The organism is Paenibacillus sp. WC2504 (genome assembly GCF_052682475.1).
Genome location: NZ_JBQZFH010000001.1, coordinates 1,547,545 through 1,562,831, shown reverse-complemented (window position 1 = coordinate 1,562,831; position 15,287 = coordinate 1,547,545). Strand labels below are relative to the sequence as shown.

The 15,287-nt window shown below is 47.5% G+C and carries 14 protein-coding genes; 2 read left to right on the top strand and 12 right to left on the bottom strand.

Annotated elements, in window-relative coordinates; all coding sequences use genetic code 11:
* Positions 1 to 23 precede the first annotated feature (23 nt).
* From nagZ to ACUN27_RS07095, 9 genes are all read right to left on the bottom strand, one after another.
* A complete protein-coding gene (gene nagZ / locus ACUN27_RS07135) occupies positions 24 to 1,661 on the bottom strand; it encodes a beta-N-acetylhexosaminidase (RefSeq protein ID WP_326061320.1) in 1,638 nt (545 codons plus the stop codon).
* Positions 1,662 to 1,684: 23 nt separating this feature from the next.
* On the bottom strand, positions 1,685 to 2,512 hold the full coding sequence (locus ACUN27_RS07130) for a carbohydrate ABC transporter permease (RefSeq protein WP_326061322.1): 828 nt from the start codon (positions 2,510 to 2,512) through the stop codon (positions 1,685 to 1,687).
* 2 nt (positions 2,513 to 2,514) lie between these two features.
* On the bottom strand, positions 2,515 to 3,399 hold the full coding sequence (locus tag ACUN27_RS07125; RefSeq protein WP_326061319.1) for a carbohydrate ABC transporter permease: 885 nt from the start codon (positions 3,397 to 3,399) through the stop codon (positions 2,515 to 2,517).
* A gap of 11 nt (positions 3,400 to 3,410) precedes the next feature.
* Positions 3,411 to 4,751, bottom strand: a complete 1,341-nt coding sequence (locus tag ACUN27_RS07120; protein WP_315953545.1) for an extracellular solute-binding protein — start codon at positions 4,749 to 4,751, stop codon at positions 3,411 to 3,413.
* Positions 4,752 to 4,845: 94 nt separating this feature from the next.
* Positions 4,846 to 6,471, bottom strand: coding sequence for a response regulator transcription factor (locus tag ACUN27_RS07115; RefSeq protein ID WP_315953546.1), 1,626 nt, complete (start codon positions 6,469 to 6,471; stop codon positions 4,846 to 4,848).
* On the bottom strand, positions 6,468 to 8,288 hold the full coding sequence (locus ACUN27_RS07110) for a sensor histidine kinase (protein WP_445558605.1): 1,821 nt from the start codon (positions 8,286 to 8,288) through the stop codon (positions 6,468 to 6,470). Before ACUN27_RS07110 ends, ACUN27_RS07115 begins: the two co-directional genes overlap by 4 nt.
* A 140-nt stretch (positions 8,289 to 8,428) precedes the next feature.
* Positions 8,429 to 8,872, bottom strand: coding sequence for an OsmC family protein (locus ACUN27_RS07105; RefSeq protein ID WP_326061317.1), 444 nt, complete (start codon positions 8,870 to 8,872; stop codon positions 8,429 to 8,431).
* 5 nt (positions 8,873 to 8,877) lie between these two features.
* A complete protein-coding gene (locus ACUN27_RS07100; protein ID WP_326061316.1) occupies positions 8,878 to 9,294 on the bottom strand; it encodes a DMT family transporter in 417 nt (138 codons plus the stop codon).
* 159 nt (positions 9,295 to 9,453) lie between these two features.
* Positions 9,454 to 10,248, bottom strand: coding sequence for a sugar phosphate isomerase/epimerase family protein (locus ACUN27_RS07095; protein WP_315953550.1), 795 nt, complete (start codon positions 10,246 to 10,248; stop codon positions 9,454 to 9,456).
* 708 nt (positions 10,249 to 10,956) lie between these two features.
* Between ACUN27_RS07095 and ACUN27_RS07090 the strand changes: the two genes are divergently transcribed.
* On the top strand, positions 10,957 to 11,646 hold the full coding sequence (locus tag ACUN27_RS07090) for an endonuclease domain-containing protein (protein ID WP_315953551.1): 690 nt from the start codon (positions 10,957 to 10,959) through the stop codon (positions 11,644 to 11,646).
* Here ACUN27_RS07090 and ACUN27_RS07085 read toward each other — a convergent pair.
* Together ACUN27_RS07085 and ACUN27_RS07080 are read right to left on the bottom strand one after the other, a co-directional pair.
* Positions 11,643 to 11,918 carry a hypothetical protein gene (locus ACUN27_RS07085; protein ID WP_315953552.1) on the bottom strand — a complete coding sequence of 92 codons (276 nt, stop codon included), beginning with the start codon at positions 11,916 to 11,918 and terminating at the stop codon, positions 11,643 to 11,645. The two genes, ACUN27_RS07090 and ACUN27_RS07085, sit on opposite strands and share 4 nt — an antisense overlap.
* Complete coding sequence (locus ACUN27_RS07080) at positions 11,919 to 13,691, bottom strand: methyl-accepting chemotaxis protein (RefSeq protein ID WP_315953553.1); 1,773 nt, start codon at positions 13,689 to 13,691, stop codon at positions 11,919 to 11,921.
* A gap of 184 nt (positions 13,692 to 13,875) precedes the next feature.
* Between ACUN27_RS07080 and ACUN27_RS07075 the strand changes: the two genes are divergently transcribed.
* The gene (locus tag ACUN27_RS07075) at positions 13,876 to 14,196 is read left to right on the top strand and encodes a diacylglycerol kinase family protein (protein WP_418936909.1); all 321 of its coding nucleotides are present in this window, start codon (positions 13,876 to 13,878) and stop codon (positions 14,194 to 14,196) included.
* On the opposite strand, the gene lplT is transcribed toward ACUN27_RS07075, so the two are convergent.
* A complete protein-coding gene (gene lplT / locus ACUN27_RS07070) occupies positions 14,117 to 15,286 on the bottom strand; it encodes a lysophospholipid transporter LplT (protein WP_445558604.1) in 1,170 nt (389 codons plus the stop codon). The genes ACUN27_RS07075 and lplT overlap by 80 nt on opposite strands.
* Position 15,287 lies beyond the last annotated feature (1 nt).

Genomic DNA, 15,287 nt, shown 5'->3' with positions numbered 1-15,287 from the left:
CCCCATCCGGTTCTCCCCCCCGCTCATACCTCCTGCCTCCATCCAATCGCATATTGTTCCGACAACGTAACAGGCAGCCGCCCAACCGGCTTCTCGTGCCCCAGCAGGACATTTGCCAGAGACACCATCGCCAGGGGACGATTCTCATAACAGGCCAAATACGTCTTCACCTCAGGAAACTCAAGCAAATCATAAGGGTTTCTTCCTGCAGCCACGATGAGATGCAGATCTTCAATCGCCGCAAGAGCCTTTACCAACTGAGTCTGTCCTGGCGAAAAAGTGGCATTATAAGTGACCATAACCACCTGCTTTTTGCCTTCGGCAGCTTGCACGGTCGCAGCAATTTCCGACTCGGAAGGGGATAATCCCAAGTACACCTCTTGGACATCTTTCCCTGTGAGTTCAGCCAGTGTAGCTCCCAGCGTTCCCTGCCGCTCCACGACCTCATCAATCTCCGTTCCCGTCTGCACTTCCGTCCAAATCACAAGCGGTGACTCGGTCATATCCAGCAGCTTACCGACTTCGTCTTTCACTAGCGTAATGCTTTTGCGGCTTAGCTCCTTAGCCAAAAGCTGATGCTCCGGCGTTGAAATAGGACCTTCGGGGATCGGCGCCAGCTTTTCAAATTGGATATCTCGTTTAAATTTGTGGGTCATTACTCGCAGGACTGACGCATCGATCCTAGACTCCGGGATACGCCCGCTTTCAACGGCTGTAATGACGGCTTCTATGGCGGAAACTTGGCGTTCCAACGTGTGACTGACCAGAATGAGATCCGATCCGGCCTCAATGGCCCGAACCGCGCCTTCAGCTACGCCGATTCCCTCGGAAATCGCCTTCATTTCCAAACAGTCCGTAACGATAAGCCCTTTGAAACCAAGTTCCTCCCGCAGCAGCTCGGTTAAAATCCGATACGATAACGTTGAGGGCACACCGTTTTGTTCCAATGCCGCGAACACGACATGCGCGGTCATAATGGCGTCTACGTCGCCTTCAATGGCTTTGATAAAAGGGGCGAGCTCAAGCTCCATAAGCCTCTCCATGCTGTGCGGAACAACCGGCAGATCATGATGTGAGTCCTCTGAAGTATCACCATGGCCCGGAAAATGTTTGACCGTAGCAATAACCCCCATGTCCTGCAACCCTTTCACAGCATGCGTTCCCATATCGCCGACGATGGCTGCGGTTTCCCCGTAGGAGCGCACCCCGATAACCGGATTCAAACGATTATTGTTAATATCCAGGCATGGCGCAAAGTTCATGTTCACGCCCATCTGACGCAGTTCCTTGCCCATGATTTTGGAGCTTGCGTACACGCCTGCCGGCGCAAAAGCAGCTCCAAGCGCCATATTCCCCGGCAGCAAAGTCGCTCCTTTTTCGATTCGGGACACCATACCGCCCTCTTGATCCACCGCGATAAACAGGGGTTGTCCCCCGCTGCGACGGCTTAATTCTTGCAATTCTGCGGACAAATGAGCCAATTGATGGGCATCCTTCACATTCCTCCGGAAATAGATAACGCCGCCAAGCCCATATTTTTCAATTAGCTGCGTAATCGCTGGATTTGGCTCCAGAGCATCAAAACCGCAAATAAATAATTGACCAACTTTTTGACGCAAAGTTAATGGTTTATGCACGTTGCTGGTTGTCGACGACATCATGAACACGCTCCTTTGATAAGTGGTTAAGCTTTAATGCATGCAATAATTCGTTTCTGCAAAAGGAAATACATCAGCACGACAGGAATCAGACTGAACATGATAGCCGCACAAAGCGAACCATAATTCATATTCAACTGGTCATAGAAAGCCACCATGCTCACAGGAAGCGTTCGAAACTTTTCTTTTGTGAGAAACAGATTCGCCATCATAAACTCGTTCCAATTGCTAAGGAAATTGAGCATAAACACTGGAATAAGCGGTGGTATGGCAATCGGAACAATGACACGCCAAAGCAGTCCATAGATGGATAGTCCATCCATTGTACCCGCTTCCTCAAGCTCATTTGGGAAGGATTTGAAAAACGCACTAATCATAAAAACCGTGGGCGGCAAACCAAACGTTATATAAGGCATAATCAAGGCAAGAGGCGTATTGTAAAGATGGAAACTTCTCAACAATATATACAGAGGGACTAGCAAGGAGCCAGCGGGCACCAGTAGAGCTACCATCAGAACTCGTTTGATGACCTTGCTTAGTCTCGGAAATTTCATTCGTGTCAAGGCAAAGGAGGTGCTTGTACCGAGGATTAACGTCATCACGGCCGCTATACTGGAAATCACGAGACTGTTCATAAAATAGTGCGAGACATGCGCGCCAGTCCATGCGTTCCCATAATTGGACAGCAGCCACTCATCCGGGAATGACCAAGGAAATGCGATGATTTCTTTATTCGTTTTAAAAGAAGAATTGAGCACCCAGCCCAGAGGGAACAGAATGATGGCTATGTAGGCCATAAGTACGGCATGCGGGATGGCAACGCGGAGAGAGATTGCTTGTCGCTGGGTCCACATTTTCAAAACCGCGCCTCCTCTTGCTTTGCCGTCAACCAGCCAAAAACGGAAGTCAGCACACCCGTGAACAGTAAAATGAGCAGCGCGATGGCATTCGCATAGCCGTACTCTCCGATTCGGTACGCCTTTTTATACATATAAGTCGCCATCACTTCCGTTATCCCGTAGGGGTTCCCACCTGTCATCACAAAGACGATATCCAGCGCTTTCATCGCACCGGTAATCGAAAGCAGGATCATCACGATGATCACAGGCCTCAAAAGAGGCAGCGTGATCGACCAGGCTTGACGAGAACTCGATGCACCGTCTATTTCGGCTGCCTCGAGGATGGTTTTGGGGATGGTATAAATGGCCGACAAAACTAGAATCACATAAAAGCCAACCCACTGCCAGGCGTTAGTGACGAGCACCGAAATCATCGCCGTCGATTCATCAGCCAACCAGGTATGCTTCCAAGCCCCTAAGCCTGCAGCTTCCAGCAATTGATTCAAGAGTCCCGCTTCAGGATGATAAATGAATCCCCACAATACGCCTACTACAGCTGTTGATAGAATTGTAGGGAGGAAAATCATGGTTTTGTAAAAGCCCATCCAACGCCGAATTTTACTCAAAACGAGAGCTAAACAAACAATGAACGGGATCTGTACGCCAATCGAAAAAGCAATAAAATACAAGTTATTTCGCACTGCAATCCAGAAATATTTATCTTGAAACGCTTGGGTGAAATTGTCCAAACCATTCCACTTGGCTGGTGAGATCCCGTTCCATGCCGTAAATCCGTAGCGCATCGACATCAGCATGGGATAGAAGAAAAAAATTACCAGCAAAAGCAGTGTAGGTACCGTAAAAATGGCATAAGCAACCGAGTTTCTTCCTACTTTGTTCATGGGTCATCCTACTAATTCGTATGAGTTTCTTCCTTATTGGAAGCATCCTGCTGCTTCTGTATGTCCGTCATCAGCGTGACCGGATCCGTTCTGCCGCCGACTAATTCCTGCATACCGCGTTCCAGTTTCTCACGAACCTTGGTTTGAATGCGCGAATCAAAAGCAGGAAATGCCCCTTTGCTGGTTGCAAACACATCCAATATTTGCGTAATCAGCGGATTCACATTGCTCGTATCCTGCAGCTTCATGGCAGGCGGCATGCCTTCCTCGACCAGCTGTCTTTTTTGCATCGGCTCATTGTACATCTGCCTGATGAATTCCTTAATGGCATCAAGCTGCGCCGGGGTCACTTTCTTCGAGAAGCCATAGGCGTTTGACCATCCGCCGTTAATGAAGCCGTCTCCAGGGCCGCCCATATCCGGAAAACTCATGAACCCTACATCCTTCACAATGGCGGACTTCTCTGGATCAAGCAGCGGCGTATTGGCCCAACTGCCGTCAAACATGAACGCCGCTTCCCCGCTGCTGAATTTGTTTTGCTGCTCGGCATACGAAAGCGCTAAGCTGCCCTCTTGGAAGTACCCTTTTTTCACGAGGAGATCATATTTCTCAAAAGCATCCACGACATCGGGGTCTGTCCAGTGCTTGCTCCCATCCAGAAAACCTTCGACGGAATTGAGCCCGGCCGTGCGCACCCACATGGTGTTGCACATCATGTTGATGACCCAGGAGTCTTTGGCTGCCAGCGCGAATGGCGTTATCTTCTGAGCTTTCAGCTTGGCAGCAGCGTCAAGCAGCTCATTCCAGGTTTGAGGCGGTTTGATTTGATGCTCTGATAAAATCTTTTTATTATAATACAAGCCCTCGACATAACCGGCCATCGGGATGCCGTATATTTTACCGTCGACTGTAAACTCTTCAAAGCTGTAGAACTTGTCCGTTAACCCCAGTTCACTCAAGATGGGCGTCAGATCAAGCAGCCTATTCGCTTTCACATAATCTTTCGTATCCGTCCCGCCGAATAAGTCGAAGATCTCCGGTGGATTCCCGGCAGCCATCTCAGCCCTCAGCTTTTCAAAGCGATTCACTTTGTCCTCTACGCCATCCAGTGTAATCGACAGGCCAGGCACCTTCGCCTCCGTGGACTTCACGACCTCTTGAAGCATCGCCAAACGCTTCTTCTGCGTATCTTTCACTTGCGTGTGACGAATGGTCAGCAGGACCGGTTCTCCTTTTGCCCCTGGGGAGGGCGCCTCGTTGTTTGGGCTGTTCAGGTTTAAGCTGCTGCAAGCGGACAGGATGAACGATACGACCACAACCCCTGTTACCGGTAACAACGTTCTCATTTTCATTTTCCTTGATCTCCCTTAGGCTTGCATGTTAAGTATAAAATAATGGCTGCTCCTCCTAAAGACCGATAAATTCCTTATATAGGGGCAAAATTCTCTACTTCGGCTCCATGCGTTTCTCCCGATACTCCGAAGGAATTTCACCGGTAAACTTCTGAAATACTTTCGTAAAATAACGACGCTCCATATAACCAACGGACCGCCCGATATCCGTAATACTTTTGTCGCTGTGCAGCAGCATTGATTTCGCCAGCTCCATCCGGTGCTTTGTTACATATTCAACAAATGTTTCTCCGAAATGCTGCTTGAACAATAAGCTGAAATAACTCGAAGAGATGCCGAGAGAGCTTGCAATATCTTCAACTCCGAAATCATTCGAGTAATGGGTTCGAATGTACTCTTTCGCAGCCGTCATCAGAAGCTCGCTGTTTTTCTTCTTATTCGTCCCTTCCAGTCCGATGGAAGCGAGCTGCACCATCACTTGAAGCAGGTGCTGTATGCTCTCGCTTTTATCCAACTGGCGCCAAACCTGCTCTTCTTCCTGCGCATCAAGCGAGTTCATCTCGCGCAATTCGCGAAGCACATGGAGGATCAGGAAATGCAGCATTTGATACGCTCTGGCAAAAGAACTGTTCGGCAGCCCCTCCAGCAAGAGTTTCAGCCGATTTAGAGCATCCTCCGTTTTAATTCGGTTTAACTGTTTGAGACCTGTTACGATCTCTTCAACCAAATACCATAAGGAGCTGTTTGCGTCCGCTTGCTCTTTGGACTCCTTATAAAGCAGCACAGATTCCTGTTTATTCAGGTTTAACTGCATGAACCGCTGCAGCTTCCGGTACGTATCAGAGAGCAGTCGCAGACCTACAGCACTAGTATAAAAGCCTACGCTAATGCCTAGTTTGACGGATTCGCGGACATCTTTTTGCAGTTTCATCGCCACTTCGTACAAATTAGACTGCATCCGGGTTTCGTCATCTTGGGCTTCGTTGTCCTCGACCCTGCAAGTGTCCCATTGAATAAGCAGGCACCATTCGCCTTCACGCATCTGCAGAACAGAAAATTCCGCTTTGAAATTGCCTAGTGAATCTTGCATAACATTGCGGACAGCGAAATTCCACAGCTTTCGCTCTTGCTCTGACCAAGGGAGCGACTTTTGCGAATAATCGTCCACATCGATCATCATGAACGAATATGTCATCGTTTCCAAATCCATATTATCGATCGGAAGCAGCGTGTGCGCTGAAACTTCTGTATAGTTCATGAGGACATCCTGGAGAATTTTCTCATAGGCCAAATTTTTCATTTTGCCCCACTTTTGCTGCTCCTGCTGCTTGATGGCCTTGTTTTCCCTGATTTCATTAGCTAGCTTACGAATACAGTTTTCCAACTCTTCATAGTTAATCGGCTTTAATATGTAATCACTAACGCCAACCCGCATGAGGGAGCGCGCATACTCGAAATCCTGATAGCCTGTTACCATCAACACTTTGCAAGCTTCGTTGATTTCACGGAGCTTTTGGACAAAAGTAATCCCATCCATCAACGGCATCCGAATATCACTCATCACCAAATCCGGTCCATGCAGGCTGGATAGTTCTAAGGCCTCTACCCCGTTCTTGGCCGTTCCTACAATATCAATTTCCAGCTCTGCCCACGGAATGACCGCCTGCAAATTACGTAAAATGTTAGGCTCATCATCCGCCAAAATCGCTTTTAGTCTCACAGGCTCGCCCCCTTTGTTTTGGGAATGACAATCTTCATCGTCGTCCCGTGCCCTTCCATGCTGCAAATAAATATGCCGTAATGCTGGCCGTACTGGATGCGTATGCGGTCAGCTACATTGCTGACGCCAAGACCTCTTCGCTCTTCATTAACATTCGCATCTAAAATTTCGTGAAAAGGCGTTTCCAGTTCTGTTTTATAATGAAATTTCGCTAACTTCTCATGGGAGATGCCGATCCCGTTATCCGAGACATACAGCCCGATCCGCTCCCCCTCATCGAGGACTTTGATCGAGATTACCCCCATATAATCAATAGGTTCAAAACCATGCTGCAGCGCGTTTTCTACCAGCGGTTGGAGCGTAAGCTTCAGAATGCTGTAATCCAATATCTCCGGGTCCGATTCAATTTCATAGTGGAATTGGTCTTCAAAGCGGAATTCCTGAATTTCGAGGTAACTTTTGAGATGATCAAGCTCTTGTTTAAGCGAAATCTCTTCCCTGTTCTCCATACCGATCCGCAGCAAATTGCCAAGTCGGTACACCATTTGACTGACTTTCTTCCCTTGGTTTTGGATCGCAAGCACATTGATGGATTCCAGCGTATTAAAAAGAAAATGCGGCTTGATTTGCGCCTGCAGCAGCATGAGTTCAGCTTTGTTTTTGCGATCCTGCTGACGTTTGACTTCTTCCAGAAGGTCCTCGACCCTCTCTACGAGACTATTAAACCCCCTGGCCAGCGCTGTAGTTTCATCCTTGCCGCTTTCCTCCATACGCGTCGTCAGGTCTCCGCGCTCTACTTTTTTCATGGAGTAGAGCATGCGCAGAATTAACTGAACAATACGGCGAACGAACACTAAATTATAGACCAGGGCAAAAAATAAACATACAAATGTAATCCCGGCGACCAGCTTCATAATCGTTTCGATTTCTCCCGCCACGTACTTCCAAGACGTTATCGACACGACGCTCCAATCCTGCACGCCCATTTGATTAAGATTTAAATGATAGAGAGAAACGAGACTTCTTTCATTTTGAAAATTAGCTTGAAAACTCCGGTTGCTTTGCTGCAGATCCAGCTTGCCTTGCAGCAGCTGAAGCACATTGGCGCCTTCCAAATGCTGCTTATTGTCATAGAAAATAAGTCCGCTTTTATTCACGAGCAAATAACGCTTGGAGCTGTCTTCGTTCGTATTAAAAGATTTAAAAATTTGATCCAGCTCATTAAATTTAAATTTCAACAGCATGTAGCCGAGATTGTCCATTGTCCAGAAATCTTTAACCATCCTCGCTTGATAAAACTCCCCGCGGCTGGTGCCCAACTCCTTATACTCAGAGGGGCCAATCCACATGGGACTTCCATTCAGTTCCTTTATTTGTTCAAAAGCCGTGCTGCTCGACAACGTTTTCCATGGTAGCGCATTCCCGCTCGTTCTCCCCGCGCTGAAGGACTTGCCGGCATTGTTGTAAATGACGACTGACTGAATCGGCGAATACGTTAATATCGAGCCGCGCAGCAGCGTATCAAACGTATTCAAATCATACGAAGACGGAGCTTCTTCATTCGGCCTGACCTCATCTATAGTCCGATAAATGCCCTGAATGCTGTCTTTGACCATCCAGAAGTCTGAGAAATAATTCGCTTCCTTGAACATGTAATAAATGTTCCGGGAAATCGCTTGCAGCGTAACCTCGGTCAAGTCACCGTATTTCTTCTCAATTAATTGTTGGGATACGGTATAGACGGCCGTACCCAGTACGAACAAAGGGATAATAATAAAAAATAAAAAACCGATAAACACCTTTTTGTTCAAATTCATCGACGTTTGGCAGACCCCTTCTAACCCGAATCAGGCACCATCCTTTGTACTGGTGCCTTTTACCTGCTTTTTTTATATTATAATTGACCTGTCTTTGCGTCACCTAGGGATAGGTTCGGATGAAGGAGGGATAAAATCCTCTAGTCCATGTCGGATCGAATTTCGGGTTCCACCGTAACTTCCACATTGCCTTTTAGCGCTTTACTAATCATACATGCCTGCTCAGCTCGATAAGCTGCTCTGCTTATTTTATCCAATTGATCCGGGAGAGTATGAGCAGGTACTGAAATGTACGGGCGGTGGATGATCCGATTCACCTTCATGGCCGGCGTATTCTCAACATAAATCTCCGATTTCAGCTCAAGGGAGGTAATGCCCTGCCGCTTTACCAGCATGCCGAGCGTTATGAGATAACAGGTTGCGGCTGCTCCCAGCAGGAGCTCTTCCGGATTCGTGCCGATCCCGGGTCCATCTAACTGGCTTGGCACTGAAATCGATGCGTCCAGATTCCCCGCTTGAATGCGGCCTGTGCCATCCAAACCGCCGGTCCACTCTGCTTTCAAATCAAATTGATGCTCACTCATCCGTATCACTCCTTATTTAATGTAGCCGCGGATTGCTCTTGTTGCTTGCTGGACTGCGCTTTCCCTTTTGCTTGCGATTGCGTCTGGGCTTCGTCTCCACCGCTTATATGCAGCCCGATGACGCCCAAAATGATGAGAACAATGGATATCACCTTCAACGTGGAAACGGACTCGTTGAACCACCAGATGCCGATGATCGTAATCAACGCCGTCCCGACCCCGGACCAAATGGCATAGGCCAAAGAAACCTCAAGCTGCTTCAAAGCCAGTGTAAACAACGTGAAACATATGATGTAGCAAATCCCCATCACAACTGCCGGACCCACCCTCGTGAAACCTGATGACATCTTCATTGCCGTCGTGCCAATCGTTTCAAATAGGATAGCCAGCAGCAGAAATGTCCAATTCATATTCCAAACCATTTCATCCATCCTCTACTGATCTTATTGCTCTCATTGTAAAGGAATGGAAGGCGTTTCACCAGTTCGATCGGCGTGAAGTTGTTAGGGAATAACCGAAGGAACCCGTAAAAAAATAGCTGCACGCGGCAGCCATAGCAATTTTACAAATTCAATTAAATGTTAAGCAAACTTGTTACGAAGCCTATCGGCCATCCTAAGGCATACCTCCCATAAGTCAGACACAGGCTCGTTCGAAAATGGCATGGTATGCATGTAACCCGGAGGCCCGAATTCCGGTGTAATCGTTGTTGATGCGAAACCTTTGCTTATTCGAGCGTTCCATATATGTTCCCACCACAGCTCATGTGCCTCTAGTTCCCGTTTATATTCAGGTGCATCCGGATGGGGAACTTGCGGCCCTTGTGCGTAGCCTACCCTTGCATGGATATGAATGGTCCGCTCAAAGGCGATCTGCAAATTCTCCTGTTGATCCTCTAACAGTGATTCACAAACGCAGCACCAGTGGCTGAAATCCGCTGTGATCTTCAAATCAGGAATGGCTTGTAGCAGCCTGGCCGTTGTCCACGGGGTAAACATGGCGCGATGCCGGTGTGTTTCATGGCCGACTGGAATGCCATAATGCTTCTCTGCTTCGACGGCATACTCAAAAAATTGCAATTGTCGCTCCTCACTCATGCAATCCCGGGCACTATGAGAGATAACCAATGTCGGGTCTAGTGACACCGCAGTTTCGAGATTTGCCTTGAACGTTTCCTCATGATTCCCCGATGTACTAATAAGTGCAATATAGTCCAGGTTATACTCCTGCAATAGTTGTCCAAATTCTGTGCGATGTTCCTTCATCGGAACTCCTGCTTCCACACCTGAATATCCCGCAGCCGCTATTTTGCCAAACGCTTCTCTATAGGTATAAGCTTCCATTCCCCACAACGATTTAAACAACTTCATTTGCATGGCCATTCCTCCATCATTCATTTACTCAAAGTTTAACTGAATAGGAAGAGTTGAATCCATGGATGCCTGTATGCTTTCATGTATAATCGTTCGTTCGTCGTGCGTTAAAAAACGAATTGCGCTGCTCATGAAAAAACCGCCCCCGCCCTGTGATCAGGGCAAGAACGGTCTTATTAGCGCAATGAATGAAGGCTGCTCACTACGTGTGATAGGCTCTTCTATAGAATTGCGAATATTGATCTCTATGAAAATGCAAATTTCATGTGTTGGAATCAAAACAATGAAAGCCCTACCTCTCTTCCATCCTTGCGGCTCCAATGACCGCGCCAGTGCGAATTGCTTTACAAACACCTGCTGCCGAAACACGATGACACTGCCTCGGGTTTACCATAAATGAGCTGAATTTACTGCGTCATTGGGAGAAAAACAAACAAGGAGAGGGGGTTACTTTCTACTCGCTAATCGTCCGTATGGGGGTAAATGAGGTTTGGTCTAAAGTGTTTATATGGTTCACTTCAATCAATCTATCTAATATACACGAAAGTTATGAAAGTGTCAACAGTCTTACTCGCAGTAAACTAGTTATGCTATGATGGAAAGTAATTTCACTCGGCTGTGAAGCACACGCCGCTTTTCTAGATCCAGCATGGACTGCTGAATCCAGGGAGGTGGCTTATTTTATTCATATATGGATTGGAGGGTATCAACGTGGATAAGCAATTTCGCATTGCATTAGAGAATTTCCTTACAAAGCATCTTGCTAGTAGGAAAGGAGAACGATATCGCAGACTCAAGGAGGGCCATGGCCATGCTGAACAGTTATTTTTGCGGCAGGTTTGGTGGCCTGCCTTCTGCGGCTTCACGGATCTGCACCCTGAGTATGAGGTGAAAGACTTTCGGGACGGGACTCGTTTTCTCGACTTTGCTTTTATGCGGCACTCCCTGAAGCTAGCCATCGAAATTGATGGCTACGGACCTCACGCCTCGCAGATCAGCCGCAGCCAATTCGCCGACCAGTGGATCCGCCAAAACCATCTCATCATCGACGGCTGGAAAATCCTCCGCTTTTCCTATGATGATGTCAAAGACCGCCCCCGCATGTGTGAACAAATCCTGCAGCAATTCATGGGACGCTTTCTGGGCCGCGAAGCTTCCACGGATGTGAAGTTGAGTTACGTGGAGAAGGAGGTCATTCGTTTTGCACTCAACATTGGCAGAGCTATAAAGCCAAACGATGTATCGGCTTTACTGGACGTTGGTTCACGTAAGTCCTACCAAGTTCTAAAAGCAATGACCGATAAATTATTGCTCAAGCCTGCTGGCGGCGGTAGAAAGTGTATTCGCGCTTACAATTTGCATGAACAAGCGTACGCAATATGGGAGAAAAACAATCACTAAACCATAGTAAATGCGACCTCTGCTGAAACGGCCTTTTCGGACGGCTCGCGCTCCAACTCTTCCGCTCCACCTTCGGAGACGGCCTTTTCGGCTCTCTCAGGCGCTGTGAGCTCACGGCCGACTGACTTGCACTGCTGAAACGGCCTTTTACGACGGCTCGCGCTCCAACTCTTCCACTCCGCCTTCGGAGACGGCCTTTTCGGCTCTCTCGGGCACAGTTGGCTGCCTCCCCAAACAACAAAAAACCGCGAGCCTAAGCCCGCGGTCCACAACTACACCGTAAATTTCTGCAGCGAAATTTGCAGCTCCTCAGCTAGTCCTGCCAGTGACTTAGCTGAATTCTCGATCTCCTCGGTCGTGGACATCTGCTGCTGGCTAGCCGCGGATGTCTCCTGGCTGACGGAGATGCCCGTTTCCGAAACGCTGCTGACAATGCCCATCACCTGCTCGATGCGCACATTAGCATCCACCAGCTGGTGAATGTTCTGATTCACACTCTCCACCTTCGCGTTGACTTCGTCAACGGAAGTCTCAATGTGAATGAACGATTCTTGCGCCTCGCCGGAAATCGTTAATCCGGCCTGCACTTTGCCAGCTCCATCTTGCATGGAGCTTACCGCGTGGTTGATCTGTCTCTGAATCGTCGAGACCAGATGCGTAATGTTGCGCGCTGATGAAGCAGATTGCTCCGCAAGCTTGCGCACTTCGCCAGCAACAACCGCGAAACCGCGGCCTGCTTCACCCGCACGTGCAGCTTCAATCGCTGCGTTCAGAGAGAGCAAATTGGTTTGCGTGGAAATTTCATTGATGACATTGACAATCTCGCCAATTTTGTGAGCATTTTTCCCTAAGGCTTCAATGACGCCATTTACTTCTTGCACGGCTTCCGAAATCTCGCCCATCTGACCTGCGATCGATACGATAGAACGTTTACCGTTTTGCGCCGCAGCCGTGGCTTGTCCAACTAATTTCGCTACTTCTTGCGCAGATTCATCAATCAGCTTCGTACTCCTAAGCATTTGCTGCACAGCTTCATTCGCTTGATTCACACCCGTAAACTGCTTCTCAAAATCCTCCGAAAGCTGCTGGCTTGACGACGCGACCTGTTTGGCAGCTTGCGAACTTTGCTCCGAGCTGGCAAGAAGCTCTTCAGAGCTTGCCGAAAGGGTTAGCGCATTATCTGCGATTTGGGACACCAAGCTGCGTAGGCTTCCGGTCATTACATTAAAGGAACCGGTCAGTTTACCGACTTCATCCTCGTAAGGATAGTCTCCTTTTACAGAGAGATCTCCGCCAGCGGCTTTCTCCATATGCTCTTGCAATCTACGAATCGGAGTCGTAATAATCATATTTAATGCCATTGCGTTCACCGTCATAATAACAATAGCGATAACAATCGTAAGAATGATGAACCAGTGGGAGGTTTTAGAGTCGTTGCTGCTCGTTTTCTGGAAATTTTCAGCCGCCGTCTCTTTAAGCTGCACCAATTTATCGAGTGCCACGATCGTTTTATCACCTTGCGGAGACACTTCATTATTATAAACTTGGTAAGCCACTTGATTATTTTTGGTAGCATGATCGATCGTCATTGCAACGATTTCACGATACTTCTTATTCAGCTCTTCAAAATCCTTGAAAGCAGCCGCCTCTTCTTCCGTCAACCGGATACCTGCCAGCTTCGTGACAAGCTCCTGATTCATAGCGCTGTTTTCGTCAAGTTTAGCCTTCAGCTTACCTTTATATTTAACATCTACAGATAACATCATTTCGAGCAAATTGGATTCGGTTTCATTGAAGTTCGTTTTTAGCTGATTAATCCATTTGACAGATAACAGACTTTCCTCGTACATTCTAGTAGAATTGCTAGACATCTTATCCATGAAGTAATAACCCGTAATACCTACAATCAGCAGGAATAAAATAGCAATAGCATTCATGAAAAGCAGTTTGTAACGCAGTTTAAGGTTGCGAAGGACGGACAGATTGGCTTTCACATTTCTTGCCTTTTTTTGTTGATTCACATTCAAACTCATGTTGAATTTCAAAGTCCAGTTCTCCTCCCGACATGCAGATCCTCTAACGTATGTTAGATTACCTTACATAGAAAATAATTAATTTACCTATGGTTTATTTTACAAACAAGTGAACATTATGTAAAGACAAAATTCGCCATAAAACGTATATTCATAGAACTATTTTCCTAGTAATTTGCTACCATTCCACCTATAGATCGGGGATGTTTGGTATGCAATTAATGGCTTTATTACGAATCCGCTTTCAGGTCATGGTAGAGGAACTAACATCTGGAAGGAGCTTGAAACCTCTCTAGAGCAGAACCAAATTCCCTATGTGGCTAAAATAACGCAAAAAGCTGGCGAAACCAAAGATTTCGCCAGCTCTCTTATCCAGGTACATTCGGTTACCAAACTCCTCTTAATCGGAGGGGATGGCACGATATATGATTCGCCACCTAAACGGAAAGTTTCAAACGTTCACGCTGTACAATCAAATACACGACAAAACCGGCAAGGATACACGCAATCCCTGTAATCGACAGGTCCGGTGACAGCCCATCCTTGGAAATTTGCGTATAAAGTCCGACTCCGGCAAGCATCATCGCATTTTCCAGGAAATTTTGAACCGCTATCGTTTTCCCTGCGCCTACCATCCCTTGACCCCTGTCTTGCAGCACAGCATTCATTGGTACAATAAACACTCCGCCGCTGAAACCTACAAGTAGAAGCAACCCTATTGTTATATACAAATTGGTGATTAGCGGGAACAGCAAGATGCAGATGATCATAAGAATGCCAAATATAAATGAATTATAATAACGCCTTGCCGGGACCAGCTTCGGTGTCATCAACGCCCCAATCATGATCCCTACGCCGGTTACAGCGACAAGCATAGAGATTTGATCGACCGACTGGATACCAAGGTGAGCAGGCACCCAAGCGATGATCGCCAACCGGACAACCGAGGACGTCATCCAGAACGAGCCCGTGCCGACAAGGGAGAAACGGGTAGCTCGGTCTTTTAACAAGAAGCTCATGTCGGAAACGAAAGTTCTCGCTGCCTTGCCATAGCGGATCGTCCTATCGCCTTGCATCTTCGGCATTTGCAGCGTCAGTTGCAAAGATAACAAGTACAAGCCAAGGCAGGCGATCATCGAACCGAATAGCGACATTTTCGCCAAAATACCACCGCAAACAGATCCAAGCAAAATGGCCATGATCGTATAACCTTCCATACGTGCATTAGCTCGAAGCAGCTCATGATCGGAATGGGTAAGCGCGGGCAAAATACCGTATTTAGCCGGTGAATACACCGCGGCGCCGATGCCGACGATCCCATAACTGACAGCCGGGTCCACATGAAGGAACATCGCGATGATGCCGATGCTTTTGATGGCATTTCCAACGAGAAGGATGCGGGATTTGGAGTGCTTATCAGCTATCGCACCGACAAAAGGCGCCAACACAACGAAGGCAACAATAAATGCTGCTTGAACAACACCAATGTAATAGTCCGGAAAAGCATTCTGCTTAATAATCGCCAATGTAATGAAGAGAATCATATTATCGGCAAAAGCGGAAAGAAATTGGGTCAAATTGAGCGTCTGAAGCGGTTTCATTTTCATA